The sequence below is a fragment of the Paucibacter sp. DJ2R-2 genome, from assembly GCF_025717675.1.
GTDB lineage: Bacteria > Pseudomonadota > Gammaproteobacteria > Burkholderiales > Burkholderiaceae_C > Paucibacter_A.
This window is the reverse complement of the sequence record NZ_JAJIRT010000001.1, coordinates 1,130,915-1,157,641: the sequence shown is the minus strand read 5'-3', so window position 1 is coordinate 1,157,641 and position 26,727 is coordinate 1,130,915. Positions and strand designations below refer to the sequence as shown.

Here is a 26,727-nt window from a genome sequence, read left to right as displayed (position 1 = left end):
AGAACTCAGGGCTCGGCGCGGTCGGCGCGAGGCTGCGGCATTCTGGCAAGGAATCAAAACCATGACGAAAGGCATTCCCCGATTTGGCCTGCGGGGAAACCCGGGGAGGCTTTAGCGGGCCCTCTGGCTCCAGAGCACGCCGCCGGCGATCAGGCCCATGCCGATCAAGGTGGCGCCATCAGGCTGCTCGCCGAACAGCGGGATGGCCAGCAGCGTGGCCAGCACCGGGGTCAGGGCGCCCGCGGTGGCGCTGCGCTGCGCGCCCAGGCGGGCGACGGCATAGCTGTAGCTCAGGGTCGAAATCAGGCCCACGCCCACGCTCTGGATGGCCAGTTGCAGCAAGAGTTGCGAGCCGCTCAAGCTGGGCAGCGCCAGGCCTTGCGTGCCGGCCTGCCAGGCCAGCAGGGGCAGGAGCAGGCCCAGGGAGACGGTGGAGATCAGGGCCGCAGCCTCCAGCGGCGCCAGCTTCGCCTCGCGCAGGGCCAGGGTGTAGGCCGACCACATCAGGCTGCCCAGCAGGAAGAAGGCATAGCCCTGGGCCAGATCGGCCTGGCCGGCCTTGAGCGCCAGCATCGTCGCCACGCCGCTGGCGATGCACAGCAGGGCCGGCCAGCGCGCCAATGCCGCGCGGCCGTGCAGGGCGGCGGCCAGCAAGGCGGTGAACAGGGGCAGGGTGCCGGGGATCAGGGTGGCGCCGTCGGCCACCGGCGCATGGCGCATGCCCCAGCCTGCGATCAGGAAGTAGGGCAGGCCGGCGCCGGCGACGATCAGCAGCCACAAGCGCGCCGGTACGGCGGCAAAGCGGGCGCGGCGCTTCCAGAGCAAGGGCGCGAACAGCAGGCCGGCCGGGCCGAAGCGCAGCAGGGCCAGCTCCACCGGCGGCAGGGCGACACGCGCGCCGGCACGCAAGGAGATGAAGAAAGCGGCCCAGATCGCCAGGGTCAAGGCCAGCGCGGCCCAGCCCAGGGCCTCGCCTTGCTGCCAGGCCTGCTGCGGGCGGCGCCCGCCAAAAGATTGCGAGGGCAGGCCGGCGGCGGCCAGGGAAGGGCGGGAATTGGGGTGCATGGGGCAGGCAAGGCAAGGGCTACAACGAGAGGAATTTTCAAGCGCTTCCCTGGGTGAAACCCGGCAATCTGGCGTGATAACTGGTCTGCTTGAGCGGGCTTTCGCCAATAATCACTGAAACTTTGATGGAAACAAGCCATGGACAGAATCGACCTCCAGTTGCTCGAGCTGCTGCAGCGCGACGGCCGCCTCAGCATTGCCGAGCTGGCCGAGCGGGTGGCCTTGTCGGCCAGCCCCTGTGCGCGCCGACTCAAGCGCTTGGAGGACGAGGGATTCATCTCGGGCTACCGCGCGGTGCTGGACCGCAAGGCGGTGCAGCTGGCCACCACGGTCTTCGTCAATGTGCGCTTGATGCACCACCGCGAGGACGCGGTGCAGCAGTTCGAGGCCGCCATGGAGGCCATGGCCGAGGTGGTGGCCTGCCATGTGGTCAGCGGTGCGCATGACTACCTGCTCGAGGTGGTGGTCGGCGAGCTGAGTGCTTACGAGCAAATCGTGCGGCGCCTGCAGGCCTTGGCCATGGTGCAGGACATCACCAGCAATTTCGCCATCCGCTGCGTCAAGAGCGGCGCGCCGCTGCCCTTGAAATCGGCTTGAAGCGAGGGCTTGCGGGCGCGCCCGCGCGACGCAGGAAAAGCGCTCGAAACAGCTCAGCCGCACTCCCCCGGGCTGGAGGATGACAGGAGGCCGACATGGGCCGACAGTCCAGGCTTCGGAAGGCACGGGGCCTTCTTGTTTGATTCAAGGTCAACGCCGAGGTTCACCCATGTTGCGCAGCCTGTTCACCGGTCTCAGTGCCCTCACCCTGGCCCAGACGGCTGCGGCCGGCATCGTCGTCAGCTCTTACAGCATGATGGACGGCGCGCCCCTGCATGGGGCCTATTACGACAACCTCTACAACGGCAACCACGGGCCCGATGGCTGGTTGTCGGGCGGCACCGGCGACCTCACCGACGGCGTGACCAGCGCCTCGGTGGTGGCCGGCTATGGCGCTTGGGCGCCCTATGTGATGTGGGACGGTCAGTCGCCCGTGATCCTGTTCGACCTGGGCGAGAGCTACCGCCTGAGCCGCATCACCAGTTATTTCAAGTACTACGCCCAGGCGGCCGTCTATATGCCCGGCGCCATGAGCCTGCGCTTCTCGAGCGACGGCCTGCATTTCGGCAGCAGCCAGCTGCGCACCCTGAGCGCGGCCGAGCGCCTGCCCGGCGCCGACAACAGCGACGGTGTGTTCGAGCTGCTGAACGGCAGTCAGGCGGCCGGCCGCTATGTCGAGCTGAGCCTGCACAACGGCCCCGAACAGCGCTGGTTGGCGCTCGGCGAGGTGGTCTTCGAGGGCAGCCCGGGCGGCCCGGTGCAAGGCGTGCCCGAGCCCGGCAGCGCCGCTCTGGCCCTGCTCGCCCTGCTGGGCCTGGGCCTGCAGCGCCGGCGCGCCTGAGCGGCGGCTGTTGCGCGCGGGGCCTGCCACGGCGCTGTCACAGCGCCGCCATGCCCCTGCCATCAAGACTGCCGACACTGGCCAGCCCTGGCACCCGCCCGGTCTGCGCCGATGCCTTCGAGGCATCCCGAGAGGCCGAGTGCGCTTGCGCCCCCAACGGTCTCGGAGAGTCTTCATTCATGCGCGTACGTCTGCTTCCCCTGCTGGCACTGGCTGCCTTGGCCCAGCCAGCACTGGCCCTCAACATCGTCCTGAGCAATGACGACGGCCTGACCAGCAATGTCAAAGCGCTGTACGAGGCGCTCAAAGCCAAGGGCCATGATGTGATCGTCTCGGTGCCTTGCACCGGCCAGAGCGGCATGGGCGGCGCGGTCAAGTTTCTGAGCCCGCTGACGCCGCTGACGGCCGCCTGCCTGAACGGCGCCGCCGCCGTGGGCGCGCCGGGCGCCGGCCCCATGAGCAAGGCCGGCTTTACCAACGGGGACTACCACTACGTCAACGGCACGCCCATCATGGCCCTGCTCTACGGCCTCGATGTGCAGGCGCAAGCCCGCTGGGGCAAGGCCCCGGATCTGGTGCTCTCCGGCCCCAACGAAGGCCAGAACGTCGGCCACATCGTCAACAGCTCGGGCACCATCGGCAATGCCCAGAACTCGGCCTCGCGCGGCATCCCCTCGATCGCCCTGAGCGCCGACGCCGACACCACCGACAACGTCAATCTGGCCGCACCGAAGTCGGCCACCGTTGCCAAGCTCAGCGTGGACCTGATCGCCGCCCTGCAGGCCAAGGCCGGCACCGGCCCGCTCTTGCCGGCCGGCCTGGCGCTGAACGTCAACTTCCCGCAGGTGCTGGACGGTGCCAAATGGAAGTTCGCCCGCATCGGCAGCTACAACGCCTACAAGGTCAAGTTCGTCAAGGACCTGGGCGCCGATCCGGTGGCGGCCGGCTACGGCCTGGGCCAGGTGCACCTGCCCGGCATCACGCTGGAGATGAACAGCGCCCCGGCCACCGAGGCGCAGGCCGAGGACGAGTCCATCGTCTACAAGAAAGACATCGCGGTCACGGCCATGCAAGTCGCTTACGACCACCGCAGCGCCGGCCAGCAATGGCTGCGCCTGCGCCTGCGTGATCTGCTGAGCCAGTGAGGGCGGTCACCATGAGAGCCTCTCCTTTGTTTCGCGCCCGTCTCCTGCCTCTGATGGCCTCGCTGGCCTTGGTCGCCTGCAACGGCGGCGGCGATGCCGGCCCGTCCGTCAGCGTGCCGGATCTGGCGCCGGGCAGCTATGTCGTCAACGCGGGCACGGCCGATGCGCCGGTGCCGGGCCGCTATTTTTCCGGCAGCGACGGCAGCCGCGTGCTGGTCTTGAACAATGCGGCCGAGCAAGCCGAGCGCATCTACCGCCGCGCGTCCAGCAGTGCTGAGTGGGTGGCGGTGCCCGCCGCCACAGTCGATGTCAGCATCAGTCTGCAAGCGAGCCACAAACAAGCGGCTCCGTCCGCGCTGACGGTCGGCCAGCTGGTCGGTCGCTATGTCACCCAGCTCGGCCCGGGCGTCTGGGCGCAGTTCACTGTGGCGGCCGACGGCAGCATCAGCGCCGGCCCGGCCAGCAGCTGCAAGCTCAGCGGGCGTCTGGACAGCCAAGGTGGTGCCGGTGGCCTGGCCCTGAGCCTGACAGCCAGCGGCTGCGGCAACGCGGTACCGGCCTCCAGCAGTGGTTTTGCGCTGGCCGATGTCGATGAGCTGCCGGCACGCATGCGCCTGCTGGCCGACGACGGCCGCACGATGCTGGACCTGCGCGCCTTCAGCGAATGAGCTGAACCAGCCGGTCTGAGGCTGGCTGGCTGGACCGGTCCTCTCCTGGTGCGCCTCAGTCGCGCCTTTCGGCAGTCTGTCGCAGCGCCGCTGGCCTCTCCGGAGGCCGCTGCTACATTGGCCCCCGCTCAAGACATACGCCGACGCGGGGAGACGCTGTGCAGAAAAACAAGACTCAAGGTGCCCGTGGGCGCTGGTTGAAATCCTGGCGCGTGCGCCTGGCCGTGCTGCTCGTGATCGGCGCTGCGTATGGCGCCTATCGCTATCTGAGCCCGACGCCGCCACCGCCCCCGCCGCCAACCGGGGAGGTGAATCTGGCCGACATCACACAGACGGTACAGGCAGCGGGTGTGCTGCAACCGCGGCTCAAGGTCGATGTCGGTGCCCAGGTCAGCGGCCAGGTGCGCCAGCTCCATGTGCAGCTGGGCCAGCAGGTCAAGAAGGGCGAACTGCTGGTCAGTCTGGATCCCGAGTTGGCACGCAGCGAAGTGGCCCAGGCCGAGGCGGCCGCAGCCCAGCAAGTGGCCTTGATCGAAGTGCGCCAGGCCGACCTGAAGACAGCCCGCCGCGAGGTCGAGCGCCAGCGCCGTTTGCTCGCCGGCGATGCCACCGCGGCCACCGAGGCCGAGCGTGCGGACACGGAGCTGGCCAAGCTGGAAGCCGACCTGCGCGGCCAGAGCGCCAATCTGAAACGTCTGCAGGCCGAGCTGGACAAGCGCAAGCTGTCCCTGGGCTATGCCTCGATCACCGCGCCCATGGACGGCACCGTGGTCAACCTGCCGGTGCAGGAAGGCCAGACCGTGATCGCCGCACAGATCACCCCGGTCATGGTGACTCTGGCCAATCTCGACGAGATCACCGTGCGTGCCCGGGTTCCTGAGGCCGACATCGCTCAGATCAAGATGGGTCAGAACGCCCGCTTCGTGACCCTGGCCGGCGAGGCTCAGCGTTATGAAGGCAAGGTCCGAGTGATCCAGCCGGTGCCCGAGCGGGCCGGCAATGCGGTCTTCTACAACGTGCTGTTCGAAGTGGACAACAAGGCGCGCAAGCTGCTGCCCGAGATGACGGTGCAGGTCAATGTCGAGACCGGTTCGGCCAAGAAGACCCTGACTCTGCCCATGGTCGCGCTCGGCGAGCGGGGCGAGGACGGCCGCTTTGCCGTGCAGGTGCTGGACGCCCAGAACAAGCAGCACCCGCGCAAGGTGCGCACCGGCTTGCAGGACGGCGCCCGCGTGCAGGTGCTCGATGGCCTGAAGGCCGGCGAGAAGGTCTTGCTGGCGCCGCCGTCGGCGGCCGAGCAGGCTGCGTCGGCTGCATCGAAGTAAGCCGGCACCGCCATGCATCCCCTGATCGAACTGCGCGGCGTCGGCCGCCACTACCGCCTGGGCGCCATCGATGTGCCGGCGCTCGATGATGTGAGCCTGAAAATCCAGGCCGGCGAGTTTGTCGCCGTGATCGGCCAGTCGGGCTCGGGCAAGAGCACGCTGATGAATGTGCTGGGCTGCCTGGACAACCCGACCGTCGGCCAGTTCCTGATCGACGGCCAGGACGCCAGCCAGCTGGGCCCCGACGAGCTGGCCGGCCTGCGCCGCGAGCGCTTTGGTTTCATCTTTCAGCGCTACCACCTGTTGCCGCATATGGACGCGCGTGGCAACGCCGCCCTGCCGGCCGTGTATGCCGGCGCCAGCGGCAGCGCACGGCGCGAGCGCGCCGAGGCCTTGCTGACCCGCCTGGGCCTGGGCGAGCGCATGCACCACAAGCCCAATGAGTTGTCGGGCGGCCAGCAGCAGCGTGTGTCCATCGCTCGCTCGCTGATGAACGGCGGCCAGATCATCCTGGCCGACGAGCCGACCGGGGCGCTCGATTCGCAAAGCGGCACCGAAATGCTGGCCCTGCTGCGCGAACTCAACGAGCGCGGCCACACCATCATCCTAGTCACCCACGACGCCCATGTGGCCGGCCACGCGCGCCGCATCATCGAGCTCAAAGACGGCAAGGTCCTGAAGGACAGCGGTACGCCAGCCGACCACCGCCTGCCCGGCCCCCTGGCCGGGGAGACCGCCGCGCTGGCGCGCGGCAGCTGGTGGGGCCGGCAGCAGATGCAGTGGCGTGAGGCCTTGCAGTCGGCTGTGCAGTCGCTCAAAGGCAATCGCCTGCGCACGGCGCTGTCCATGCTGGGCATCAGCATCGGCATTGCCGCGGTCGTGTCCATCCTGGCCCTGACCAGCGCGGCGCGCGGCAGCATCGAGAAAGACGTGGGCAGCTTCTTGTCCGGCCGCATCCCGGTGTTCCGTGGCAACCCCAATCTGCCGCCCGGCACGCACGCCCAGGCCTTCCGGCCCAGCGAGATCGAAGCGATTCGTGCCCTGCCCGGCGTCAAGGCCGTGACGGTGGACCGCGAGACTCAGCTGACTGCGCGCCATGGTTCGCGCGACGCCATGGTCAGCGTGCTCGGCGCGGAGAAGCAAACCCTGGCCGCTCGCAAGCTCAAGCTGGTCGAGGGCCGCTACCTCAATGCCATGGACTACGCCGGTTCTACGCAGGTGGCGGTGATCGATGAGAAGGCGCGCAAATCGCTGTTCAAGCCGGGTGAATCGCCGCTCGGTCGTACCCTGCTGGTGGCGCCGCAAGGCATGCCGGCCGATGGCGCGGGCGCTGGCGCCGGAGCCGCCGCCGTGCCGATCGGCGTGGCCCTGCCCTTGACCATCGTTGGCGTGGTCGCACCCGACACCGGGGGCGCGGTCAACTTTGGGTCTTGGCTGGGCCAGGTCCTGATGCCGCACACCACCTTCGGGCGCAAGCTCGATGTGCGCGCGGACTCTGACCAGTTCAATGTGCTGCTCGATTTCACGGTGCCACCCGAAGAGGTGCGCAAGCAGCTGACCTACCGACTCAAGGCCTTGCACGGCATTGAGGACTTCGACTCCTGGAATGCCGACGAGGAGTTCCGAAAGTTCCAGCAGATCACCGGCGCCATGGCCTTGCTGTTCGCCGGCGTGGGAGCGATCTCGCTGTTGGTCGGCGGCGTGGGCGTCATGAACATCATGCTGGTCTCGGTCAGCGAGCGGACGCGCGAGATCGGCATCCGCATGGCGGTCGGTGCTCGCCAAGGCGATGTGCGCCTGCAGTTTTTGGTCGAGGCGGTGGTGTTGTGCTGCCTGGGCGGCCTGGTCGGGGTGTTCCTGAGTTGGCTCGGTGCGCAGGGCATCAATGCCGCGCAACAGTCGCTCAAGGTCGAGGTCAGCTGGGCGGCCCTGGGGGTGGCGTTTGCTGTGTCCAGCTTTGTCGGTCTGGTCTTCGGCACCTTGCCGGCACGGCGCGCTGCTGCCCTGAGCCCGGTCGATGCCCTGGCCCGCGAATGAAGGTGAGAGCCATGAACAAGAAAACAAACTCCAAAAATGAGCGCATCCAGGGCGTCTCGGCGCTCGCCGCTGCCGCGGCCGCTCTGAGCCTGTTGCTGGCCGGATGTGCCAGTGGCCGGGTCGCTGGCGTGCCGGCAAATATGGCCGTGACTCCGAGTCTGCCGGCACAGTGGCAGCAGCTGAGCGTTGCCGTGTCTGCCGAAGGCGCCATGCAAACCGATGCCCAGCTGGCTGCCCTGCAAGAGCAGGCGCTGCGTGCCAACCGCGACATCGCGCTGGCGCTCAAGCGCTGGGAGCGGGCCCAGCTGCAGCTTGGCCAGAGCGAGCTGGAGCGTGGCCTCAAGCCCAGCTTGAGCGGCGGCGCTTCCGGCAGCCGCGCGCTGGAGCAGGGGCCGCTGTCGCGCAGCTATTCGGTCAATGCCAGCGTCAGCTACGAGGTCGATCTCTGGCAGCGCCTGGCTCATGGCGAAGCCGCCCAGGCCGCCCAGGTCGCCGGCCAGCGCGCCGATTGGGCCGCGGCCCGGCTGCTGATCCGCAGCCGTGTGGCCGAGAGTTATTGGAGCCTGGCCGCGCTGGCGCTGGAAGAGCCCTTGATCGCGGAGCAGCTGCAAGGCGCCGAGGCGGTGCTGGCCCTGACCCGGCTGCGCGTGCGCGAAGGCAAGCTGCTGCCCATCGAGGTGGACAAGGCGGCCAGCAGCCTGCAGGGCTTGCGCTCGCGTCTGGCTCAGCTGCAGCGCGAGCGCGTGCAACAAGGACTGAGCCTGGGCTTGCTCTTGGACGACAGCGCCCCGGCCTTGCCCGCAAGCCCGAGTTTGCCGCAGGGCCAGCCCGGTGACTGGCAACCGGGAGCGCCGGCCGAGGCCCTGGAGCGCCGGCCCGATGTGCAGCGCGACCGCGCTCAGGTGGACAGCGCTCTGGCGCAGTGGCGTGCCACTGAGGCGGCGCGTTATCCCAGCCTGAGCCTGAGTCTGGGTGTCGGCACGGGCGGTGCTCAGTGGCGCGACTGGCTGGAGCGGCCCTTGGCCACTTTGTCCTCCAGCCTGATCGTGCCCCTGGTCGACTGGCGCCGCCTGGACCTGCAGCGCGGTCAGTCGGTCAACGATGTGGAAAGCGCGGCCCTGAGCCTGCGCGACACGGTGCACAAGGCCCTGGTCGAGGTGGAGCAACTGGCGGCCGAGCGCCGCGAGCTGCGCCAGCAGGCCCTGGCCAATGCCGCTCGCTTGGGCGAGGCCCAGCAGACCGAAAAGCTGGCGGCGCTGCGTTACGAGGTCGGCGTGATCGCTCGCGCCGACTGGCTGCAGGCCCGCAATGCCCGCCTGGCCGCGGAGCAGGAGGCCATACAGCTGCGCCTGCGCCAGTGGCTGAACCAGGCGGCCTTGCAGAAGGCCTTGGCGAGCGCCTGAGGGTGGGGCTGAAACCCGCCCTCGTTTCTCTTTCGTTCTCTCTTTCTTCAAACCGTCGCCAGAACTGGCGCCTTTTCTGCCCATGCTGATCCAGTCATTGCCCCGTTCAATCCGCGTTCTAGGCCTGCTGGCCGCAGGAATTCCCGCTTCGGCGCAGGCCTCGATTCATGGCGATATGGCCCCGGTGTTCGGCCTGCTGGTCGGCGCCGGCGGCATCTTGCGCCTGGGCATCCTGGGCATGCTCTATGCCTGCTATCTGTTCTGGAAATGGAACCGGGCGGACTGGCTGTTTGCGGCGGTGGTGGCCTTGATTGCGCCGAGTTTGCTGATGGGCTTTGTCGGCTTGATCCCGGGTCTCATGGGGGCGAGCGGCGGTGGCGTGGCGATGACGATGATCACGGTCATCACCTTCATTCTCGGCTTGGTGAACTGGGGCTTTTTGTGGTTTGCTTTGCGCGAGAAGAAGCGCCGCGCTCAGCGCTAGCCCTCACGCGGCGCTGCGGCCTTACGCAGACTCTGGCCTTTGGGCTGGCGTTCAAGGTTCTGCATGACCGTCAGGTTCGACGTCATCCATGTCATCGCTGATCCGGTCGCGCCCCGCCGCCTTGGCCGCATAGAGCGCCAGGTCGGCGCGGGCGTAGAGCGAATCCAGGGACTCGCCCGGCCGCAGCTGGGCCAGGCCGAGGCTGGCGCTGACATGCAGCCGGTGCTGTTCGTAGGCGAACTCGCGCTCGCGGATCGCCTGCAACAGGCGCTCGCCCAGCAGGCGGGCGCCGGCGCGGTCGGTGTCGGGCAGCAGCAGCGCGAACTCCTCGCCGCCCAGGCGGCCCAGCAGGTCGGCGCTGCGCACCTGGGCACGGGCCAGTTCGGCGGTCTGGCGCAGCACCTCGTCGCCGGCCGGGTGGCCATGCTGGTCGTTGACGCGCTTGAAGTGGTCGAGGTCCAGCATCAGCAGACACAGGGCCTGGCCGCTGCGGCGGGCGGCGGCCAGCTGGCGTTGGGCTTGCTCCATGAAATAGCGGCGGTTGCTGCAGCCGGTCAGGGCGTCGCTGGTGGCGAGCAGGAACAGGCGCTCATTGGCCAGGCGCAGCTCTTCCGTGCTTTGCTCCAGCTGGGCAGTGCGCTCGGCCACCTGGCCCTCCAGCCGGCGCTGGCGCCGCTTCAACCAGGCCGTGCGCATTTGCACCAGGGCCAGCACACCGCCCAGCAGCAGCAGGCCAAGCAGGAGCTGGAAGCCGCGGGTCTGGTACCAGGCGGCCTGGATCTCGATCGGCACGCTCAGGCTGCTTTCGGTCCAGTCGCCCTGGCCGTCGCTGCTGGCCAGGCGCAGGCGGTAGCTGCCGGGCGGCAGATGGGTGTAGGCGGCCAGGCGGCGGCTGGCGTCGGTCTCGATCCAGTCTTTGTCAAAGCCGTCGAGTTGGTATCGGTAGCGGCGGCGCTCGGGCGCGACAAAGTCCAGGGCCGAGAACTCGATGCTGAGGCCGCGCGTGTTGGGCGCCAGGCGCAGGGGCTCGGTGCTGGCCGAGGCCGCACCGTTGAAGCGGCCCAGCGGCACCGCTCGGTCGCCGACCCAGCCCTCGGTCAGGACCAGCTCCTGCTTGTTGACCGAACTTTGGATGCGCTCGGGCTGCAGCACGGTCAGGCCGCCCTCGCCGCCGAACAGCAGGCTGCCGTCGGCCGCCACGGCAGCGGCGTCGATCCAGTAGCCACGGATGAACACGCCCTCGGCTGCGCGCAGGGTCTGCACGCTCAGGCGCTCGGGGTCGATCCTGGCGATGCCATCGGCGGTGCTGGCCCAGATCTGGCCGCCTGCGTCCTCCAGCAAGCCGTCGACGTTGGCGCTGGGCAGCCCTTGCGCCGTGCCGAGGCGGCGAAAGCGCGGGCGCTCGCCGTCCCAATGGGTCAAGAGATGCAGACCGCCGCCCAGGGTGGCCACCCAGAGGCGCTGCTGTCGGTCCAGCAGCAGGCTGGCGATCAGGCCCGCGCCCAGGGCCTGCGGGTCGGCCGGGTCGGCGCTGATGCGGGTGATCTTGCGGTCGGCGCTGATGCGGTTGAGCCCATTGCGCGTGCCGACCCAGACCTCGCCGTCGCGGCCCTGGCGCAGCACGGTGATGCGGCCGTCGCTCAGCGCCGCCGGTGGAATCTGCTCGGCGGCCTGGCCCGGCTTGACCGGCAGGGGCAGCAGCCAGAGGCCATCATCGCGCCCGCCCAGCCAGAGCCGGCCGGGCTGGGCCAGCAAGCGGTAGCTGCTGAGGCTGGGTGCGCGGCCGGGCAGCTGCAGGCGGCGCAGCTGGCGGCCGTCTTCGCTGGCCTGGTAAAGGCCGCGCCCGGTGGCCAGGTAGACGTTGCCATCCTCGCCCTGCGCCAGGCCGAAGATATGGTCGCTGGGCAGGGCCTCCTCGGGCCGGTCCGGGTCGGCGCGCAGCGCCTGCGTTCGGGCATGCGCCGGGTCGATGATGTCGACCCCCTCGCCTTGCAGGCCCAGCCAGATGCGGCCGTCGCGCGTGGCCAGCAGAGCGAACACATCGCCGCCGCGCAGGACCGGGCGGTGGCTGCCGCCGAACAGGGTCTGCACGCCGGGCCGGGTCGTGCTGCGGCTCAGGCCGCGCTGGCTGCCCACCCAGCTGTTGCCGCGGTCGTCGCGGTAGATGGCGAAGATGATGTCGCCGGCCAGGCTGTTGCTGAGGCCGGGGTCGTGGCGGATGCGGCTGAGCCGGCCGCTGGTGCTGTCCACGGCCACCAGGCCCTGGCCGTAGCAGCCGAGCCAGACTTCGCCCGGCGCGCCGCCACCGATGGCATGGACCCAGCTTTGCCGCAGCGCTGCGAATCCCTGGGCCTCGCCGCCGATGCGCTCGGCGCCCTGGCCACTGGCCGGCACGCGGAAGGCGCCGTGGGCGCGACTGCCCACCCAGACCTGAGCTTGCTCGTCCTGGTACAAGCTCCAGACCTGCACAGCCTGTGCCTTGCCGGCCGGCAGGTCCACGCTTTGGAAGGCCGTGGCGCCGGCCGGACGCAGGCGCAGGCCGAGCGTGCCGCCGACCCACAGGCCGCCGCTGCGGTCCAGCAACAGGGCTTGGATTTGCTCGGCCGGCGCTTGGCTTTCGCCCGGGCGGGCAAACACCGCGGCTTGAGCCTGGATGGTGTCGTTCGCCAGATCCAGCCGGTCCAGTCCGGCCGCGCCGCCGATCAGCAGGCCGCCCCGGCCGTCCTCGGCCAGGGCGTAGATGGCCGCGCTGCGCAGGCCGCCGGGCCCGGGTGCAAAGCGCTTGAAGTCGTCGCTCTGGCGCTCATAACGCGCCAGTCCACCGGCGCTGGTGCCAATCCAGAGTCGCCCTTGGCGGTCTCGGTGCAGGCGGGTGACCCAGTGGTCGGGCAGGCTGCGCGGGTCGCCTTGCTGCGGCTTGTAGTGGCGAAAGCGATGGCCGTCCCAGCGCGCCAGACCGCTTTGCGTGCCAACCCATAGAAAGCCGTCGCCATCTTCGGCGATGGCCGTGGTCAGCGAGTTGGGCAGGCCGGCGTCTTGCGCACGGTTGTGAAAGGTCGCGTCGGCCAGCTCGGCCCAGCGCGCCGGCGGGGCGGCCGCCTGTGCGGAGCCAATCCAGTTCGGCCGCAGCAGCAGAACAGCCAAAGAAAGCAAGAACAGGCCGGCCGCCCGCCAGGCGTGCGACATGAGGCGTGGGGATGCAGGGTGGGCGGGCATCTTGAGGCCCAGTCTACGGCAAGGCGCCTTGGCGCCTCTGCACGCTGCCTCGGTGCACCGTGACTTGGAGCACTGCCCGTGCTGCCGTGCTCAGCGCCAACTGGCAGGAGCAGGCCTGCCGAAGCGTTCACGCGCGTCAGAAGTCCTGGCACTCTGCCGGCGCCCCAAGATCCCTCACGGTGCCAAATCCAGTTCGGCCCCCGGCCACAGGTGGTTCGCCCATGTTTGGGCGGATGCATCGAATCCCTCGGCATTGGCCAGCACGACCAGTGCGCAACCGTCTTCGAGGCAACGCAGCGCCAGCGAAGAGAAGGCGGCGAAGCTGCCGCCGTGAAACAAGATCTGCCGCTGATCTTTGCGCATGATCTCGGTGCCGAAGCGATAGGGCTGGCCGGCTGAAGCGAAACGCGGGTCGTCAGCGGCGCACCGAGCGAGCAGCGAATGGCTGCCTTGGCGACGCCAATCGTCCAGCAAACAGGCTTCGGCGCGCAGCAGCTCGTCCAGCGTTGACCACATGCCGCCATCGCCCCAACTGCCCAGGTTCACCGGCAATTCGCGCCAGCCACCGGCCGCAAGGGCTTGGTAGCTGCGAGCACGGCGTGGCAACACGCGATGCGGGTCGTTCTCGAAACCGGTGTCGTGCAGTTGCCAAGGCGCAAAGAGGCGCTGCCGTGCGATCTCGTCCAGCGGCAAGCCGGCATCGCGTTCCAACCAGTCGGCCAAGAGCACGTAGTTGCTGTTGCTGTAATCAAAGCGGCTGCCGGGCTCGAAATCTCCGTCTTCGGTCTTGCGGATCAACTCCAGCGCTTGCGCCTGAGTGACGAGATCACTTTCGTTTCGCCCGAGTTGCATCTGCCACAGGTACAGATAGTCATCGACACCGCTGGTGTGGCGCAGCAAGTGGCCCAGGAGCACAGGATGCTCGTAGCTTGCGAGCGCGGGCAAGAGCGCACGCATATCGGCGTCTAGTGCGATCCGGCCTGCTGCAAGCGCCTGCATCACCAGCGCCCCGACCCAAAACTTGGACTCCGATGCGAGGTAGAAGCGGGTGTCACCCGCGAGCGGCTGCGGCCATTCCAGATGCGCCAAGCCATGATGCGAGGTGCGGACGGTCCGGCCTTCGATGGCAAGGCCGATACAAAAGCCCGGGCCAGAGGGATCGTACGTTTCGCGCAGTGTGGCGATGGCGGTGTCGAAGCGATCGAGGAGAAGTGGGATATCAAGACTCATGGCGGCAGCATACGGGCCTGGCCACTCCGCCACTCCGCCCACCTCGCCACGTGCAGGCTTGCCGAGGCGGGGCCACGAGCTTGGGCGCGGTGATGTGTTGATGGGCCGGTTGGCGATCTACGCTCGCCATGTCTGCGAAGCTCTCGATCAGGGACGATCCCCGACCAGTGCCGTCAAGATGGCATAGGCGGCCTGGACACGCGCTGGGATCGGATAGTTCTTGTTCGCCAGGATCACCAGGCCGAACTGTTCCTTGGGGACAAACAGCGCATAGGCGCCAAAACCCCCGGTCGATCCGGTCTTGTTGAACAAGCGCGGCCCCGGGTCCTGGCCCGCCAAGACTTTTTGCACTGGCAGAGGGTCGAAGATGACTTCTTCAGCGTTGCCGCCCAAGAGCCACTCACGGCTGATGGGATAGCCGTATTGCTCCCAGCCCAAGCCTTGCACCATGGGGCCGGCCCGGAACCGTCCGATCTGGGTGGCCAGCACGGCGCGCTTCATCGGGCCACTGAGGGTGGAAGGGTCCAAATTGGCCTGGACAAAGCGCAGCAAATCTGCGGCCGTGGTCTTTACCCCATAGGTTTGCTCATCCATGGGGCCTGGATTGACACGAACCGCCTGCTCACCTCGATATCCCCAGGCGTAGTTCAGCGCTGCCCGATCAGGCACCTGGATGTAGGTGCTCGTCATGCCAAATGCCGGGAACAGCGTCGTCTCCATCGCGCTGGCAAAGCTCATTCCCAAGGCATTGCTGGCCGCCAGCCCGAACAGACCCAGGCTGGGGTTGGAGTACTCGCGAATGCTGGCCGGCGGCGCCGCAGGCTTCCAGCCTGCGTAGTAGGAAAACATGGCTTTTTGGCCATGAACTGTTTCAGGAAACTGCAAGGGCAGACCACCCGCCGTGTAGGTGCCGAAATGCAGCAGGGTCGCTCGGTCGATGGTCTTGCCGCGCAGCTCTGGAATGTACTTTCCGGGGTGATCGGCCAGCGAGAGCTTCCCGCTCGCTTCGGCATAGGCGCCCAGCGTCGCAGTCAGGACCTTGCTGATGGAGCCGATTTCGAACAGGGTGGCGTCGGTCACGGCCTGGCCCGACGCTTTGGAGGCCACTCCGAAATTGAAGAGATATGCACGGCCGTTCAGCGACACCCCAAGCGCCATGCCGGGCACGGCATATTGGCTCATCAGTGGGGCAATCGCGGCTTCGACGGCAGGGCGAACACGCGCAGCATCGTCAGCATGGGCGCGTGGCAGGAGCAGAGCCGCAAGAGCTGCGCTGCAGAGTCGCAGCATGCGGCGGGAGTAGAGAGAAAGCAAGGGCGTCACTCAGCGTGATGGTGATGGAGCGGCTTGTAGAGTCGAGGCAATCGCTGCACTTCAAAGGCTGAAGTCGTAATCCACCGTCAGCGGCGCATGGTCGCTGAACTTCTGGTCTTTGTAGATGGAGGCGCGCTTGGCCAAGGCCGCCAGCTTGGGTGTCGCGAAGTGGTAGTCCAGGCGCCAGCCCACGTTCTTGGCGTAGGCCTGGCCGCGGTTGCTCCACCATGTGTAGCACTCGTCGGTGGTGTCGGGGTGGAGCTGGCGGTAGACGTCGACCAGGCCGCCCTGGCCCTTGCCGCTGCCGAAGAGCTGGTCCAGCCAGGCGCGTTCCTCGGGCAGGAAGCCGGAATTCTTCAGGTTGCCCTTCCAGTTTTTCAGGTCGGCCTCCTTGTGCGCGATGTTGACATCGGCGACCAAGATGAATTCGCGCTCGGCCTTCAGTGCGGCCAGATGGGGGCGCATGGCGTCGAGGAAGCGGTACTTGGCTTCTTGCCGCTCGGGGCCGCTGCTGCCGCTGGGGAAGTAGCAGCTGATCAGGCTGAGCTTGCGGCCGGGCTTGTCGAAACGCTTTTCGATGTAGCGGCCTTCGGCGTCGAACTCCGGAATGCCGAAACCGATCAAGACCTCGCTCGGCTCCTCGCGGGTGTAGAGGCCGACGCCTGAGTAACCTTTTTTCTCAGCGTAGTGGAAATGGCCCTGGAGTTCGCCCGAGCTGCAGAACACGCCGGCCACATGTTCGTCCTGGGCCTTCACCTCCTGCACTCCCAGGGCATCGGCGCCTTGTGCCGGCAGCCAGTCGAAGAAGCCTTTGGTGGCGGCGGAGCGGATGCCGTTCAGATTGGCGGTGATGAAACGCATGGGACAGAGTCTCGCTGGCTGGGTGCGGAGGGAATGGCGCGGAGGCGCGCGCGGCAGTATCGCAAATGGCCTGCCCGCCTTTTGTCAGCAGGCCGTCGGGCTGCGAGAAATTGGTATCTCGATTGGTCTGCTGGATTTTGGCGACAGATCGCGCTTCTTCGGGGCCTGAGGCCGGTTTCGGGCACGCCGCTTGCTAGATTGCAACGTTTATCGAAATGGCCGCGCCAGAACGGTGCGGCCGCCCGGGCCGCCCGGCCTTTCCAGGCTTTGGCAGCCCTCATCAGTTCATCCATGGAGTTCCCCGCATGAAAGCGCAGTACCCGGATCATTCCCTCGCCTCCTTGACTTCGCCCCGCCCCCTGACCTTGGCGCTCAGCCTGGTGCTGGCCGCCTGGCCGCTGAGTTCCGCGCTGGCGCAGACCTCGGACGAAGCTTCGGCCGCCAAGGCTGACAAGAGCAAGCTGGAGACGGTGGTTATCACCGCCGAGCGCCGCACCGAGAACATCAAGGACGTGCCCAATGCCGTCTCCGCCATCAGCGGCGAAAAGCTCGATGTGCTGAACTCCAGCGGCCAGGACGTGCGCTTCCTGTCCGGCCGCGTGCCCAGCCTGAACATCGAATCGTCCTTCGGCCGCGCCTTCCCGCGCTTTTACATCCGCGGCTACGGCAACACCGATTTCCGCCTCAATGCCTCGCAACCCGTCTCGCTGATCTATGACGACGTGGTGCAGGAGAACCCCATCCTCAAGGGCTTCCCGGTCTTCGACGTCAAGAACGTGGAAGTGATCGCCGGCCCGCAAGGCACGCTGTTCGGCCGCAACACGCCGGCCGGCGTGGTCAAGTTCGATTCGGTCAAGCCAGGCAAGAAGCAGGAGGGCTATGCCAGCTTCTCCTACGGCACGTATGGCACCAGCAACCTCGAAGGCGCCTTCAATCTGCCCTTGAGCGGCGAATGGGCGGCGCGTATCTCGGCTCAGGTTCAGCACCGCGACGATTGGGTCAAGAACCAGGTGCCCAACGCGCAGACGCCGGCCACCGAAGGCTATGACGACCGCGCCGTGCGCATTCAGGCGCTCTACGAGCCGAGCAAGGCCTTCAGCGCCCTGTTCAATGTGCACAACCGCGAACTGGACGGCTCGCCGCGCATGTTCCGCTCCAGCATCATCAAGCCGGGCACGAACGAACTGGTGGCGGGCTTCGACCCGGCCAAGATGTACATCGACGGCAAGAATGAGCAGCGCCTGCACGCCACCGGCGGCAGCGCCAAGCTCAAGTGGGCGCTGGACGGCATGACCCTGCACTCGATCACGGCCATCGAGACGGTGCAGCCCTTCAGCCGCGCCGACGTGGACGGCGGCTACATCTTGCGAGTCATCCCCAGCAACTTCAAGCTGCCGCCTTATGACAAGGAAGGCGAGGTGTTCTTCCCGGTCGAAACTTCGGACGCTTTGCGTGACCACCGCCAGCTGAGCCAGGAACTGCGCCTGGAGTCGAACGCGGCCGGCCCGCTGCGCTGGCAGGGTGGCGCTTACTTCTTCGACGAGCGCTACACCATGGAGTCGTACGACTACACGGCTGCCGTGCCGCCGCTGATCAGCACCCGCCAGACCAACAAGGCCTGGGCCCTGTTCGGTTCGATCAACTATGAAGTCTCGCCCGAGCTGAAGTTGCGTGCCGGCCTGCGCTACACCAACGACAAGAAGACCCTGGCCACCACGGGCAAGGTCATCGACACCGCGGGCACCAGCGCCGAGACCGACAACAACAAGGTCAACTGGGACCTGTCCGGCACCTACAGCCTGAGCCGCGAGACCAACCTCTATGCGCGGGTCGCGACCGGCTTCCGTGCCGCCTCGATCTACCCGGCCGATGGTTTCGGTGCGCAGAGCAAGGCCCGCCCGGAGAACGTCACCTCCTACGAGTTGGGCATCAAGAGCGACTTCTGGGAGCGTCGCGCCCGCTTGTCGGCCAATGTCTTCTCCTACAAGGTCAAGGACCAGCAGCTGACCGCCGTGGGCTCGACCAGCAACACCAACACTTTGCTCAATGCCAGCAAAGCCACCGGCCAGGGCTTCGAGATCAACCTGGATCTGCTGCCCACCGAGAACCTGATGCTGACTCTGGGTGCCAGCTACAACGACACCAAGATCAAGGACTCGAGCCTGTTCGACGTGCGCCCCGGCAGCGGTGCCATCCCCATCGGCACCCCCGATGGCCAGGGCCGCTACAGCCTGTACAACAACCCCCTGCCCAACGCACCGAAGTGGATAGCCAACGTGACCGCACGCTACGGCATCCCGCTGGCTGATGGCAGCGAAGTGTTTGTCTACACCGACTGGGCCTATCGCTCGAAGATCAACTTCTTCTTGCTGCCCTCGGTGGAGTTCACCGGCAAGTCGCTGCTGGAAGGCGGCATTCGCGTCGGTTACACCTGGGACAACGGCAAGTACGAAGTCGCCGGTTTTGGCCGCAACATCACCAACAAGGTGGTGGTCAACGGCGCGATCGCCTTCAACAACCTGACCGGTTTCATCAACGATCCGCGCACCTACGGTCTGCAGTTCAAGGCCCTGTTCTAAGCCCTGTTTCCGGCGGCCCGAGCCGGTATTTCTCACGGCCTGAAGCCCGTCCCTCTTTGGGGGGACGGGCTTTTTTGCGCCCCTACAATGTGTTGCAACTTCTCGCATGAACCCGCCATGAACGCCTCGTCCACGACTTCCACGCCCGCTGCTCCCGACCTGCTTGCCCAGGAATTCGTCGCCTTCGCCGTGCAGGCCGGTGTCTTGCGTTTCGGGGAGTTCAAAACGAAAGCTGGGCGGCTGAGCCCCTACTTTTTCAATGCCGGCTTGTTCGATGACGGCGCCAAGCTTGGCCGTTTGGTGCAGTTCTATGCCCAGCGTCTGATCGCCTCGGGCCTGCAGTTCGACATGATCTTCGGCCCCGCCTACAAGGGCATTACGCTGGCCGCCGCCTTGTCGGTGGAATTGGCGCGTCTGGGTCACAACAAGCCCTACGCCTACAACCGCAAGGAAGCCAAGGATCACGGCGAAGGCGGCAGCCTAGTCGGCGCGCCGGTGCGGGGTCGGGTCTTGATCATTGACGATGTCATCTCCGCCGGCACTTCGGTGCGCGAGTCCATTGCCATGATTGCCGCGGCCGGCGCCACGCCTTGCGGCGTCACCATCGCCCTGGACCGCCAGGAGAAGGCGGTCGAGAACGGCGTCGAAAGTCCCAAGTCCGCAGTGCAGTACGTCAGTGAAGAATTGCAACTGCCGGTGATAGCGATTGCCGGTCTGGCCGACTTGCTGGAATACTTGCGCACCACCAGCGACAGCGAAGTCACGGCCCACGCCGGCGCTGTCCAGGCTTATCGGGACCGTTACGGAGTCTGATGATTGCTGCTCCTGCCTCTGCTATGGCCCGCTGCTTCATTCGCATGAACTGGACCGTGGGCACGGCCACCGTGCTGGCGCTGGCTTGCGCCGCCACGGCACAGGCCGTGGCGCAAGCACCGAACACGGGAACGAGTGGCATCTACAGCTGTGCCTTGCCGGACGGCCGCCGCCTGACCTCGGACCGGCCGATCGCCGAATGCACCGCGCGTGAGCAGCGCATCTTGAATGCCGACGGTTCGCAACGCGCCGTCTTGCCGCCCTACCTTTCGCCTGAGGAGCGTGCCGCGCAGGAAGCCAAGGAGCGTCGCTTGGCCGCTGAGCAGGCCGCCCGGAACGACGCCGTGCGTCGTGACCGCAACCTGATGCTGCGATTCCCGAACGCCCAGGTTCATCAGCAAGCGCGCACGCTGGCATTGGACGACGTCAAGAAGGGCATCGAGATCTCGGAGCGCCGCATCAAGGAACTGGCCGAAGAGCGCAAGCCCCTGCTCGACGAGACCGAGTTCTACAAGGGCAAGCCCTTGCCGCCCAAGCTCAAGCAGCAGCTCGACCGCAATGACGCGGCGGCCCTGGCCCAGCAGCAGTTGATCGGCAACTCGCGCGCTGAAATGGTGCGTATCAATGCCCGCTACGACGAAGAGCTGGCCCGCCTCAAACGCCTCTGGACCGGCTCCGCGCCCGGCAGCCTGGGCGCGATGAGCAGCAGCGCGGAGTCGGCAGCTTCCAGCTCACGCTGAGCGCCGCGGTCTTGCCATTGCGCGGGGCAAACTCGCGACTGTTGAGCCCAAGAAAAAAGCGGCGCTGAGGCGCCGCTTGATCTGGTGTGTGAGCTTGAACGCAGGCGCTCAGCCGGCCAGTTTCTTCTTCAGCAGCTCGTTCACCAGGGCCGGGTTGGCCTTGCCCTTGGTGGCCTTCATGGCCTGGCCGACCAGGGCGTTGAAGGCCTTGTCCTTGCCGGCGCGGAACTCCTCCACCGATTTCGGATTGGCCGCCAGCACCTCGTCGAGGATGGTTTCGATGGCGCCGGTGTCGCTGACCTGCTTCAGGCCCTTGGCTTCGATCACCGCGTCGACTTCGGAACCCTCGCCCGACCACAGCGCCTCGAACACCTGCTTGGCCGCATTGTTCGAGATCGTCCCGTCCTGGATACGCTGGATCAGCTGGCCCAGCAGCTCGGGGCTGACCGGGCTGGCTTCGATGCTGCGCTCTTCGCTGTTGAGGCGGCGTGAGACTTCGCCTTGCAGCCAGTTCGCCACCAGCTTGGGCGCGCCACAAACGGCCTTGGCGGCTTCGTAGAAGCGTGCCGTGGCCAGGCTCTGGGTCATGAGGGCGGCGTCGTAGGCAGTCAGACCATCGGCCTGCTCGAAGCGGGCCGCCATCACTCGCGGCAGCTCGGGCATCTCGCCCTTGACGCGTTCGATCCAGTCGGCGCCGATCACCAGCGGTGGCAGGTCGGGGTCCGGGAAGTAGCGGTAGTCGGCCGAGTCTTCCTTGCTGCGCATGCTGCGCGTCTCGCCGGTGTCCGGGTTGAACAGCACGGTCGCCTGTTGGATCTTGCGGCCGTCCTCGATCTCGTCGATCTGCCAGTTGACCTCGTAGTCCACCGCCTGGATCAGATTGCGGAAGCTGTTCAGGTTCTTGATCTCGCGGCGGGTGCCGAAGGGCTCACCGGGCTTGCGCACCGAGACGTTGACGTCGCAGCGGAAGGATCCTTCCTGCATATTGCCGTCGCAGATGCCCAGCCACATCACCAGCGCATGCAGGGTCTTGGCGTACTCGCAGGCCTCGGCGCCGGAGCGCATTTCGGGCTCGGAGACGATCTCCAGCAGCGGCGTGCCGGCGCGGTTCAGGTCGATGCCGCTCTGGCCGTGATAGTCCTCGTGCAGGCTTTTTCCCGCGTCTTCCTCGAGGTGGGCGCGGGTCAGGTTGACGACCTTTTTCTCGTCACCGACGAAGAACTCGACCCGGCCGCCTTGCACCACCGGGATCTCGAACTGGCTGATCTGGTAGCCCTTGGGCAGGTCGGGGTAGAAGTAGTTCTTGCGCGCAAAGATGGACAGCGGCGCCACCTTGGCACCCACGGCCAGGCCGAAGCGGATGGCCCGCTCGACGGCGCCGCGGTTCAGCACCGGCAGGGTGCCCGGCAGGGCCAGGTCCACGGCCGAAGCCTGCGTGTTGGGCTCGGCGCCGAAGGCGGTGGAGGAGCCGCTGAAGATCTTGGAAACGGTGGACAGTTGGACGTGGTTTTCCAGGCCGATCACGACCTCGTAGCCACGGATCAATTTGCTGCTAGATGCCATGTGCTTAGATTCCTGCGGGAGCGGCGCGGTGCCAGTCGGTGGCTTGCTGCAGCGCGTGTGCGGTGTGCAGCAGCTGGCCTTCCTTGAAGTAGTTGCCCAGCAGCTGCAAGCCAACCGGCATGCCGCCTTCGCCCAGGCCCACGGGCACGCTCATGCCGGGCAGGCCGGCCAAGGAGCCGGGCAAGGTGAAGATGTCGGCCAGATAGGCCTTGACCGGGTCGTCCTTGCCCTCGCCATGCTTCCAGGCCACGGTGGGCGCCACCGGGCCGGCGATCAGGTCGCACAGCTGGAAGGCCTGCTGGAAATCGTCGGCAATCATGCGGCGCAGCTTTTGTGCCTGCAGGTAGTAGGCGTCGTAGTAACCGTGAGACAGCACGTAGCTGCCAATCATGATGCGGCGCTTGACCTCGGCCCCGAAGCCTTCGGCACGGGTTTTCTTGTACATATCGAGCAGATCGTCGTACTTGGCTGCTCGATGGCCGAACTTGACGCCGTCAAAGCGGCTCAGGTTCGAGCTGGCCTCGGCCGGGGCAATGATGTAGTACACCGGAATCGCCAGCTCGGTGCGCGGCAGGCTCACGTCCACCAGAGTGGCGCCGAGCTTTTCCAGCTCGGCCAGGCCGGCGCGCACGGCGCTGTTGACGTCCGCCGACAGGGCGGCCGGGAAGAACTCGCGCGGCAGACCGATGCGCAGGCCCTTGAGCGGCTGGGCTGCCGTGGCGCCCTCGCGAGCGATCAGCATCTGGGCGTGGAAGTCTTGCGGGGCTTGCTGCACGCTGGTGGCGTCGCGCTCGTCAAAGCCACTCATGGCCGAGAGCAGCAGCGCACAGTCTTCGGCCGAGCGGGCCATGGGGCCGGCCTGGTCCAGGCTGGAGGCAAAAGCGATCATGCCGTAGCGGCTGCAGATGCCGTAGGTCGGCTTGATGCCGGTGATGCCGGTGAAGCTGGCCGGCTGGCGGATCGAGCCGCCGGTGTCGGTGCCGGTGGAGGCCGGCAGCAGGCGCGCGGCCACCGCAGCGGCCGAGCCGCCCGAGGAGCCGCCCGGCACGCGGCTGGCGTCCCAGGGGTTGGCCACCGGCTGGTAGGCCGAGTTCTCGTTGGCCGAGCCCATGGCGAACTCGTCGCAGTTGAGCTTGCCCAGCGAAACCGTGCCGGCCGCGTTCAGGCGCGCCACCACGGTGGCGTCGAAGGGGCTGCGGTAGCCGGCCAGGATCTTGGAGCCGGCCGTGGTCGGCATGTCGGCGGTGACGAAGATGTCCTTGTGCGCCAGGGGCACGCCGATCAGGGCGCCGCCAGCTTGAGCGCCTTCGCCAGCGGCCAGGCGGGCGTCAGCCGCACGAGCGCGGGCCTGGGCGTGGTCGGCGTCCACATGGAGGAAGGCGCCCAGCTGGCTGTCGCTGGACTGGACGCGTTGCAGCAGGTGCTGGGTCAGCTCGACGCTGGAGAACTGCTTGTCGCGCAGGCCCTGGCCCAGCTCGGCCACGCCCAGATCGTGCAGGGGGGTGTTGTTCGAGATGCTCATTCGATGACCTTGGGAACCAGGAACAGGCCGTCTTCCACGGCCGGGGCGCTGCGCTGGTTGAGTTCGCGCTGGTTGCTTTCGGTGACGGCGTCCTCGCGCAGGCGCAGATGCACTTCCTGGATGGCGGACAGTGGGGTGTACAGCGGCTCGACGCCGGCGGTGTCCACCGCGCTCATCTGCTCGACGATGGAGAAGAAGTCATTCAGCTGGGGCAGCAGGGCGGCGCTTTCGGCCTCCTGCAGCTCCAGGCGCGCCAGATGGGCGATGCGGCTTACGTCTTGTGGTGTCAAGGCCATGGGGAAACCGGGTCCGGAGATGGCGGAAACAAAGGCCGTGGCGAGCTGTAAAGAGCGCAACAAACGGCCCGTCCCAGCCGGTAACTAGGGGGTGATCGGGTATTATCTCCGCTTATCTCCAATGTCACGGGGCTGCGTTGCCGCAAGGGCTCACGCAGCCTCGTTGCATATGGCGAACACCGAACAGCCCGACCCCATTCAGACCTCCCGACCAACCCGCGAGCTGCCCACGATCTCCAGCCCATAGGCTCAGATGTAGGTGGTTTGCGCTCCAGACACATCATGTTCGCTTCCCTGCGCCGTTATTTCTCCTCCGACCTCGCCATCGACTTGGGCACCGCCAATACGCTGATTTATGTGCGCGGCAAGGGTATTGTTTTGGACGAACCCTCGGTCGTTTCGATCCGCCACGAAGGTGGCCCGCACGGCAAGAAGACGATCCAGGCCGTGGGCCGCGAGGCCAAGGCCATGCTGGGCAAGGTGCCGGGCAATATCGAGGCGATCCGCCCGATGAAGGACGGCGTGATCGCCGACTTCACCGTCACCGAGCAGATGCTCAAGCAGTTCATCAAGATGGTGCACGACTCCAAGATGCTGCGCCCCAGCCCGCGCATCATCATCTGCGTGCCCTGCGGTTCTACCCAGGTCGAGCGCCGCGCCATCCGTGAATCGGCCCTGGGCGCCGGTGCCTCCGAGGTCTACCTGATTGAAGAACCGATGGCGGCCGCCATCGGCGCCGGCCTGCCGGTCAGCGAAGCATCCGGCTCCATGGTTGTGGACATCGGCGGCGGCACCACCGAAGTGGGCGTGATCTCCCTGGGCGGCATGGTCTACAAGGGCAGCGTGCGCGTCGGCGGCGACAAGTTCGACGAAGCCATCATCAACTACATCCGCCGCAACTACGGCATGTTGATCGGCGAGCCTACGGCCGAGGCAATCAAGAAGAACATCGGCAGCGCCTTCCCGGGCTCCGAGGTCAAGGAAATGGAAGTCAAGGGCCGCAATCTGGCCGAAGGCGTGCCGCGCAGCTTCACGATTTCGTCCAACGAGATCTTGGAAGCCCTGACGGACCCGCTGAATCAGATCGTCTCCGCCGTGAAGAACGCGCTGGAACAGACCCCGCCCGAGCTGGGCGCCGACATCGCCGAGCGCGGCATGATGCTGACCGGCGGCGGCGCGCTGCTGCGCGATCTGGACCGTTTGCTGGCCGAGGAAACTGGGTTGCCGGTGCTGGTGGCCGAGGATCCGCTGACTTGCGTGGTGCGGGGTTGCGGGATGGCTTTGGAGCGCATGGAGCGCCTCGGCTCCATCTTCACCTCCGAGTGATGGCGGGGGCCTGCTGCGCGGGCGCCAGGCGTCGTTGGGCGGTGCTCGGAATCCTCACGTACAGGGAGTACGTTCCGGTTCCTGCGCTCCGGCCGCCTAGCTTGACACCCGCTCGCGACGGCCTACGTGCGGTTTTTGTTCCTTCCAGATAGCACGCAACGACAGCGAGTTGAGTCGATAGCGCCATGCCCCTCGGCCCCCCAGATCGCAACCCGCCACCTTTCTTTCGCCAGGGCGCGTCCGCCCAGGCGCGGCTGGTGCTGTGCGCGGCGCTGGCGTTGTTCCTGATGGTGGCCGATGCGCGCTTTCATGTGGTCGAGCCGGCCCGAGCTGCTCTGGCTTTGGTCTTGCATCCTTTCCAGCGCCTGCTGCTGAGCCCGGTCGATGCCTGGGAGAGCTTCGGCGACTATCGGCGCGGCACCGAGCGGGCCATGGCGGCGGAGGCGCTGGCGCGTCAGCAATTGGTGGAGCAGGCCGAACGTCTGGCCCGCGCGGCCCAGTTGCAGGCCGAGAACCAGCGCCTGCGGTCGCTGCTCGAATTGCGCCCGGCATTGGAGGTGGCCTCGCTGTCGGCCGAGGTGCTGTACGAAGCGGCCGACCCCTATTCGCGCCGCGTGGTCATCGACCGCGGCAGCCGCCACGGCGTACAAGCCGGTTCGCCGGTCATCAACGATGCCGGCGTGTTGGGTCAAGTGACCCGGGTCTACACCTTGTCGGCCGAGGTCACCCTGCTGAGTGACAAAGACGCCGCCATTCCCGTGCTCAACACCCGCACGCAGGCGCGCAATGCGGCGTTTGGCAGCAGCGATGGCAATGGCATGGAGCTGCGCTTTTTGGCCGCCAATGCCGACATCAAGCCGGGCGACTTGATGTCCACCTCGGGCCTGGACGGGGTCTACCCTTCGGGCCTGCCGGTGGCCAAGGTGACGTCGGTGGAACGTCGCGGCGATACCAGCTTTGCCAGTGTGCGCCTGCAGCCGGTCGCCCAGCTCGACAGCGTGCGCCATGTGCTGGTGCTGCAGCCTCAAGAGCAGCACGCCAAGGCCAAGGCAGAAGCGGCGGCCGTGCTGGCCGCAGAGGCCGCTTCGGCCGCCAGCCTCAAGGCCCAGCGCAAGGCCGCGGCGGCGGAAGCCAAGGCCGAGGCCAAGGCAGACGCCAAGAACAGCGGAGGCCAACCATGATCATGCCGCGCGGCGCCGGCCAGCTGCTGCTGCCGGTCAATCCGGCCTTCATCGCACTCAGCCTGTTCCTGGCCTTGTTGGCCGATATGGTGCCGATCGGCCGTTTCCCGGCCATGCCCGACTTCTTGTCGGTGGTGCTGGTGTTCTGGGGCGTGCACCAACCGCGCCGGGTCGGTGTGGTCTGGGCCTTTGTGCTGGGCTTGTTGATCGATATTCACCACGGGGCCTTGCTGGGCCAGCATGCCCTGGCCTACAGCCTGCTGAGCTTCGGCGCCATCACCCTGCACCGCCGTCTGACCGGCTTCAGCCTTGGCGCTCAGGCCTTGCAGGTGCTGCCCTTGTTCGTGCTCGCCCATGCCGTGTCTCTGCTGGTGCGCCTGTCTGTCGGTGGCATGTGGCCGGGATGGACGCTCTTGCTGGCGCCGCTGTTTGAAACCCTGCTGTGGCCGCTGGCCAGTGTGATGCTGCTGGCGCCGCAGCGCCGTGCGCCAGACCGCGATGCGCACCGGCCGCTGTGAAGC

Annotated in this window: 22 protein-coding genes; 14 read left to right on the top strand and 8 right to left on the bottom strand. The window is 67.0% G+C overall.

Features of this window, described 5'->3' with window-relative positions; all coding sequences use genetic code 11:
• Positions 1 to 111 precede the first annotated feature (111 nt).
• Positions 112 to 1,065 carry a DMT family transporter gene (locus tag LNV28_RS05015; protein ID WP_263516196.1) on the bottom strand — a complete coding sequence of 318 codons (954 nt, stop codon included), beginning with the start codon at positions 1,063 to 1,065 and terminating at the stop codon, positions 112 to 114.
• Positions 1,066 to 1,203: 138 nt separating this feature from the next.
• Here LNV28_RS05015 and LNV28_RS05010 point away from each other — a divergent pair, with 138 nt between their 5' ends.
• From LNV28_RS05010 to LNV28_RS04975, 8 genes are all read left to right on the top strand, one after another.
• On the top strand, positions 1,204 to 1,662 hold the full coding sequence (locus LNV28_RS05010) for an Lrp/AsnC family transcriptional regulator (RefSeq protein ID WP_263516197.1): 459 nt from the start codon (positions 1,204 to 1,206) through the stop codon (positions 1,660 to 1,662).
• A 169-nt stretch (positions 1,663 to 1,831) separates the two neighbouring features.
• Positions 1,832 to 2,503 carry a PEP-CTERM sorting domain-containing protein gene (locus LNV28_RS05005; RefSeq protein WP_263516198.1) on the top strand — a complete coding sequence of 224 codons (672 nt, stop codon included), beginning with the start codon at positions 1,832 to 1,834 and terminating at the stop codon, positions 2,501 to 2,503.
• A gap of 179 nt (positions 2,504 to 2,682) precedes the next feature.
• Positions 2,683 to 3,648, top strand: coding sequence for a 5'/3'-nucleotidase SurE (locus tag LNV28_RS05000; RefSeq protein ID WP_263516199.1), 966 nt, complete (start codon positions 2,683 to 2,685; stop codon positions 3,646 to 3,648).
• 11 nt (positions 3,649 to 3,659) lie between these two features.
• Complete coding sequence (locus LNV28_RS04995; RefSeq protein ID WP_263516200.1) at positions 3,660 to 4,316, top strand: hypothetical protein; 657 nt, start codon at positions 3,660 to 3,662, stop codon at positions 4,314 to 4,316.
• Between the two features lie 158 nt (positions 4,317 to 4,474).
• On the top strand, positions 4,475 to 5,641 hold the full coding sequence (locus LNV28_RS04990) for an efflux RND transporter periplasmic adaptor subunit (protein WP_263516201.1): 1,167 nt from the start codon (positions 4,475 to 4,477) through the stop codon (positions 5,639 to 5,641).
• Positions 5,642 to 5,653: 12 nt separating this feature from the next.
• Positions 5,654 to 7,678, top strand: coding sequence for an ATP-binding cassette domain-containing protein (locus tag LNV28_RS04985; RefSeq protein WP_263516202.1), 2,025 nt, complete (start codon positions 5,654 to 5,656; stop codon positions 7,676 to 7,678).
• 11 nt (positions 7,679 to 7,689) lie between these two features.
• Positions 7,690 to 9,081 carry a TolC family protein gene (locus LNV28_RS04980; RefSeq protein ID WP_263516203.1) on the top strand — a complete coding sequence of 464 codons (1,392 nt, stop codon included), beginning with the start codon at positions 7,690 to 7,692 and terminating at the stop codon, positions 9,079 to 9,081.
• An 82-nt stretch (positions 9,082 to 9,163) separates the two neighbouring features.
• Entirely contained in the window at positions 9,164 to 9,565 is a 402-nt protein-coding gene (locus LNV28_RS04975; protein WP_263516204.1) for a hypothetical protein, read from the top strand.
• A 51-nt stretch (positions 9,566 to 9,616) separates the two neighbouring features.
• On the opposite strand, the gene LNV28_RS04970 is transcribed toward LNV28_RS04975, so the two are convergent.
• The 4 genes from LNV28_RS04970 to LNV28_RS04955 form a co-directional block, all read right to left on the bottom strand.
• Positions 9,617 to 12,751, bottom strand: coding sequence for a ligand-binding sensor domain-containing diguanylate cyclase (locus tag LNV28_RS04970; protein ID WP_263516205.1), 3,135 nt, complete (start codon positions 12,749 to 12,751; stop codon positions 9,617 to 9,619).
• Positions 12,752 to 12,955: 204 nt separating this feature from the next.
• Positions 12,956 to 14,011 carry a serine hydrolase domain-containing protein gene (locus LNV28_RS04965; RefSeq protein WP_263516206.1) on the bottom strand — a complete coding sequence of 352 codons (1,056 nt, stop codon included), beginning with the start codon at positions 14,009 to 14,011 and terminating at the stop codon, positions 12,956 to 12,958.
• A gap of 147 nt (positions 14,012 to 14,158) precedes the next feature.
• Complete coding sequence (ampC, locus tag LNV28_RS04960) at positions 14,159 to 15,301, bottom strand: class C beta-lactamase (protein ID WP_263516207.1); 1,143 nt, start codon at positions 15,299 to 15,301, stop codon at positions 14,159 to 14,161.
• Positions 15,302 to 15,385: 84 nt separating this feature from the next.
• Positions 15,386 to 16,186 (bottom strand): exodeoxyribonuclease III, encoded by an 801-nt coding sequence (locus LNV28_RS04955; RefSeq protein ID WP_263516208.1) that lies wholly within the window; start codon positions 16,184 to 16,186, stop codon positions 15,386 to 15,388.
• 305 nt (positions 16,187 to 16,491) lie between these two features.
• Here LNV28_RS04955 and LNV28_RS04950 point away from each other — a divergent pair, with 305 nt between their 5' ends.
• The 3 genes from LNV28_RS04950 (at position 16,492) to LNV28_RS04940 (ending at position 20,318) form a co-directional block, all read left to right on the top strand.
• Entirely contained in the window at positions 16,492 to 18,765 is a 2,274-nt protein-coding gene (locus LNV28_RS04950) for a TonB-dependent receptor (RefSeq protein ID WP_263516209.1), read from the top strand.
• 117 nt (positions 18,766 to 18,882) lie between these two features.
• Entirely contained in the window at positions 18,883 to 19,578 is a 696-nt protein-coding gene (gene pyrE, locus LNV28_RS04945) for an orotate phosphoribosyltransferase (protein ID WP_263516210.1), read from the top strand.
• A 23-nt stretch (positions 19,579 to 19,601) separates the two neighbouring features.
• The gene (locus tag LNV28_RS04940; RefSeq protein WP_263568741.1) at positions 19,602 to 20,318 is read left to right on the top strand and encodes a hypothetical protein; all 717 of its coding nucleotides are present in this window, start codon (positions 19,602 to 19,604) and stop codon (positions 20,316 to 20,318) included.
• A gap of 108 nt (positions 20,319 to 20,426) precedes the next feature.
• On the opposite strand, the gene gatB is transcribed toward LNV28_RS04940, so the two are convergent.
• Genes gatB through gatC form a run of 3 tightly spaced genes read right to left on the bottom strand, consistent with a single transcriptional unit; the run spans position 20,427 to position 23,699 of the window.
• Positions 20,427 to 21,881, bottom strand: coding sequence for an Asp-tRNA(Asn)/Glu-tRNA(Gln) amidotransferase subunit GatB (gene gatB / locus LNV28_RS04935; protein WP_263516212.1), 1,455 nt, complete (start codon positions 21,879 to 21,881; stop codon positions 20,427 to 20,429).
• A 4-nt stretch (positions 21,882 to 21,885) separates the two neighbouring features.
• Positions 21,886 to 23,403 carry an Asp-tRNA(Asn)/Glu-tRNA(Gln) amidotransferase subunit GatA gene (gene gatA / locus LNV28_RS04930; RefSeq protein ID WP_263516213.1) on the bottom strand — a complete coding sequence of 506 codons (1,518 nt, stop codon included), beginning with the start codon at positions 23,401 to 23,403 and terminating at the stop codon, positions 21,886 to 21,888.
• A complete protein-coding gene (gene gatC / locus LNV28_RS04925) occupies positions 23,400 to 23,699 on the bottom strand; it encodes an Asp-tRNA(Asn)/Glu-tRNA(Gln) amidotransferase subunit GatC (RefSeq protein WP_102768597.1) in 300 nt (99 codons plus the stop codon). Before gatC ends, gatA begins: the two co-directional genes overlap by 4 nt.
• A 282-nt stretch (positions 23,700 to 23,981) precedes the next feature.
• Here gatC and LNV28_RS04920 point away from each other — a divergent pair, with 282 nt between their 5' ends.
• The 3 genes from LNV28_RS04920 to mreD all read left to right on the top strand — a co-directional run bounded on the left by LNV28_RS04920 (position 23,982) and on the right by mreD (position 26,724).
• Positions 23,982 to 25,025: a rod shape-determining protein gene (locus LNV28_RS04920; RefSeq protein ID WP_102768596.1), complete on the top strand. Its 1,044-nt coding sequence runs from the start codon at positions 23,982 to 23,984 to the stop codon at positions 25,023 to 25,025.
• A 185-nt stretch (positions 25,026 to 25,210) separates the two neighbouring features.
• Positions 25,211 to 26,206 (top strand): rod shape-determining protein MreC, encoded by a 996-nt coding sequence (gene mreC / locus LNV28_RS04915; RefSeq protein WP_263516214.1) that lies wholly within the window; start codon positions 25,211 to 25,213, stop codon positions 26,204 to 26,206.
• On the top strand, positions 26,203 to 26,724 hold the full coding sequence (gene mreD / locus LNV28_RS04910; protein WP_263516215.1) for a rod shape-determining protein MreD: 522 nt from the start codon (positions 26,203 to 26,205) through the stop codon (positions 26,722 to 26,724). Before mreC ends, mreD begins: the two co-directional genes overlap by 4 nt.
• Positions 26,725 to 26,727 lie beyond the last annotated feature (3 nt).